At 67.3% G+C, this 2,921-nt stretch carries 1 protein-coding gene; it reads left to right on the top strand.

The window, feature by feature from the left end; translation table 11 throughout:
- Positions 1-159: 159 nt before the first annotated feature.
- The gene (polA, locus tag ACWGCN_RS35755; protein ID WP_379317170.1) at positions 160-2,892 is read left to right on the top strand and encodes a DNA polymerase I; all 2,733 of its coding nucleotides are present in this window, start codon (positions 160-162) and stop codon (positions 2,890-2,892) included.
- The last annotated feature ends 29 nt before the right edge of the window (positions 2,893-2,921 follow it).

The following is a 2,921-nucleotide window of genomic DNA, read 5'->3' as shown; positions in this document are numbered from 1 at the left end:
GGCTTGCTCCTTCGTCGCCTACGCCCCGGCGGCTAACCGGCGACCCGGCCGCGACCGGCCACTGCGTGGCCGCCCCTCCCTAGGGGTCGGGGTTCTGGGCTGGGAGTGCGGTGATGGCGGTGTTCGTGTCTGTCGGAGGGTGTCCCTAGACTCACTCGGGTGAGTTCACCGACGACTGCGCAGGCATCGACAACGACCACTGCCCCGGAGGGTGAGCGGCCTACGCTGCTGCTCCTCGACGGGCATTCGATCGCCTATCGCGCGTTCTTCGCGCTACCGGCGGAGAACTTCAAGACTGTCACGGGTCAGACCACCAACGCGGTGTACGGATTCACCTCGATGCTGATCAATCTGCTGCGCGACGAGAAACCGAGCCATGTGGCCGCGGCGTTCGACGTGTCGCGCAAGACGTTCCGCACCGAGGCGTACCCGGAGTACAAGGCCAATCGCAGTGCCACCCCCGACGAGTTCCGTGGGCAGGTCGAACTCACCAAGGACGTGCTCGGCGCGATGGGCATCCCGGTGATGGCCATCGACGGCTACGAGGCCGACGATGTGATCGCCACTCTCACCACCCAGGCGATGGCACAGGGCTACCGGGTCCTCATCGTCACCGGCGACCGCGACGCGATCCAGCTGGTCAACGACGACGTCACCGTGCTCTACCCGAAGAAGGGCGTCTCGGATCTCACCCGCTTCACCCCGGCCGAGGTGGAGACCAAATACGGCCTCACGCCCGCGCAGTATCCCGACTACGCGGCTCTGCGCGGCGACCCGAGCGACAATCTGCCCGGCATTCCCGGCGTGGGGGAGAAGACCGCCGCCAAGTGGATCCGCGAATACGGCGACCTCGCCACCCTGGTCGACCGCGTCGATCAGGTGAAGGGCAAGGTCGGCGACTCCCTGCGGGCGAACCTGTCGAGCGTGGTGCTCAACCGCCAGCTCACCGAGATGGTGCGCGAGGTGCCGCTGCCCTACACCCCCGACCAGCTGATCAAGGCGCCGTGGGACCGCGACAAGATCCACCAGCTCTTCGACGACCTCGAGTTCCGGGTGCTGCGCGACCGACTGTTCGACACCCTCGGTTCCCCCGAGCCGGAAGCCGAGTCGGGTTTCGAGATCAGCGGTGGTGCCCTCGATCAGGGCGCGGTCGCCGACTGGTTGGCCGAGCACGCGAAAGCCGGTGTGCGCCATGGCCTCTCGATCGTCGGGACCGGGACGCCGGTGCACGGTGACGCGCGGGCACTGGCGATCGCCGCCGCCGACGGTGAGGGCGGCTACATCGACCTGACCGTCCTCACCCCCGAAGACGAGACGGCGCTGGCCACCTGGCTGGCCGATCCCGAGGTGCCCAAGGCGCTGCACGAGGCCAAGTCCGCCGGGCACGCACTGCGCGGGCGCGGCTTCACCCTGGGCGGTCTCGCCACCGACACCGCCCTGTCGGCCTACCTGGTCCGCCCCGGTCAGCGCAGCTTCAACCTCGACGATCTGTCACTGCGCTATCTCAAGCGCGAACTGCGCGTCGAGACCGGCGACACGGGCCAGCTGTCCCTGCTCGACGACGAGGACACTGTCGCCGCCGATATCGCCCGCGAGGAGATGTTGCGTGCCCGCGCGGTCGCCGATCTAGCCGTCGCCCTGGATACCGAACTCGAAGCCATCGAATCGACCCCACTGCTCACGGAGATGGAGCTGCCGCTGCTCGGCGTGCTCGGTCAACTGGAGGAAGCGGGCATCGCGGTCGACGTCGCCCAGCTCGAGAACCTCCAGCAGCAGTTCGCCGACCGCGTCACCGAGGCCGCGAACTCCGCGTACGAGGTGATCGGCAAGCAGATCAATCTCGGCTCGCCCAAGCAGTTGCAGGTGGTGCTGTTCGACGAGCTCGACATGCCGAAGACCAAGCGCACCAAGACCGGCTACACCACCGACGCCGACGCGCTGGAATCGCTGTTCGAGAAGACCGGTCACGCGTTCCTGGAACACCTGCTGGCCCACCGCGACGCGACCCGGCTCAAGGTGACCGTCGACGGCCTGCTCAAGTCGGTCTCCGACGACGGCCGCGTGCACACCACGTTCAACCAGACCATCGCCGCCACCGGCCGGCTCTCCTCGACCGAGCCGAATCTGCAGAACATCCCGATCCGCACCGACACCGGCCGCCAGATCCGCGACACCTTCGTGGTCGGCCCCGGCTTCGCCGAACTCATGACCGCCGACTACAGCCAGATCGAGATGCGCATCATGGCGCACCTGTCCGGGGACGCGGGCTTGATCGAGGCCTTCAATTCCGGCGAGGACCTGCACACCTTCGTCGCATCGAAGGCCTTCGACATCCCGATCGCGGAGGTGAGCTCCGAGCTGCGCCGCCGGATCAAGGCCATGTCCTACGGTCTCGCCTACGGTCTGAGCTCCTACGGCTTGAGCGCCCAGCTCAAGATCAGCACCACCGAGGCCAAAGAGCAGATGGACGTGTACTTCGACCGTTTCGGCGGTATCCGCGACTACCTGTCCGACGTCGTCGACCAGGCCCGCAAGGTCGGCTACACCCAAACCCTCTTCGGCCGCAGGCGTTACCTGCCCGACCTGGATTCCAGCAACCGTCAGCGCCGTGAATCCGCCGAGCGGATGGCACTGAACGCGCCGATCCAGGGCACCGCCGCCGACATCATCAAGGTCGCGATGATCAACGTGCAGAACGCGATCCGCGAAGCGGGCCTGCGCTCGCGGATGCTGCTGCAGATCCACGACGAACTGGTCTTCGAGGTCGCCGACGGCGAACGCGAGGCCCTCGAAGCCCTTGCGCGCGAACAGATGTCGGCCGCGATCGACCTCTCGGTCCCGCTCACCGTCTCCGTCGGCACCGGCCGGAGCTGGGATTCGGCCGCGCACTGAGCTGGTCCGCACAGCACGAGGGGCGCCTC

The organism is Nocardia sp. NPDC055050 (genome assembly GCF_053608345.1).
This window is presented reverse-complemented; position numbering and strand designations above follow the sequence as displayed.